General features: G+C 64.2%; 1 protein-coding gene. It reads left to right on the forward strand.

Annotated features, from left to right (window positions below; all coding sequences use genetic code 11):
* Positions 1 to 57 precede the first annotated feature (57 nt).
* A partial coding sequence (locus AC0QTX_RS27485; RefSeq protein ID WP_474606961.1) for a tyrosine recombinase occupies positions 58 to 983 on the forward strand: 926 nt, incomplete at its 3' end.

Genomic DNA, 983 nt, shown 5'->3' on the forward strand with positions numbered 1-983 from the left:
TTTTGACAAGAAGTCTGTAACCGGTGCCGTGGCAGGATCCTCTCACAGGAGGATCTCATGCGCACCAATCAGCGGCTGGCCCAGCTCTGGCTCGATGCCCTCGCCACCGAGCTCGGGGCCTCAGCTGGCACCATCGACACCTACACGGACGACCTCAACTGCTACCTTGCCTGGCTTGATGCGAACAGCCTTGGCCTTGACGAGGTTGGCTTGGAGCAGATCCGCGACTACATCGCTGCTCTCGATCAGCGCGGCTATGCCGGATCAACCATTGCCCGCAGGACCACGGTGGCGCGCGGCTTGCACAAGTTCCTGATCGCGGAGGAACTCGGCTCTAGTGATCCCACAGCCCACCTGTCGACCATGCGCCGGCCCCGGAAGCTCCCCTTCGTTCTGTCGATTGCCGAGACGGAGGCGCTCCTGGAGACCGCCCATACCCTCGCTGCCGATCCCTCGGTAGGGCTGTACCGGCAGGCGGGCTATGCTCGCAGGGCTGCCTTGTTCGAGACCCTCTATGCCTCGGGTATGCGAATCAGTGAGGCGCTGTCCCTGCCCTCCGATGCTGCTCGCCCTGGAACCCGGATGCTGATGGTCCGCGGCAAGGGCGATAAGCAGCGGCTCGTGCCCCTGCATGAGCGGGCGATCGCGGCCATTGCCCTCTGGCAGAAGCTCGCTCATGCCTATTCCGGGGGCAAGCCGACCCAGTGGCTCTTCCACTCTGTCCGCAATAGCACCAAGCCTTTGACGCGCCAGGCAGCCCTGCTCGAAATCAAGGAGGCCGCTGTGGCCGCAGGCCTCTCCAGCCCTGAGCGGGTGTCGCCGCACGTGTTGCGCCATGCCTTTGCCACTCACATGCACTCGGGTGGCACTGACCTGCGCGTGCTGCAGGAACTGCTCGGCCATGCTGGCATCGAGACCACCCAGATCTACACCCATCTCGACACCTCCCGCCTCCACCAGATGGTTCGCGACCTCCATCCGCT

It is taken from the genome of Microvirga sp. jy35 (assembly GCF_056148915.1).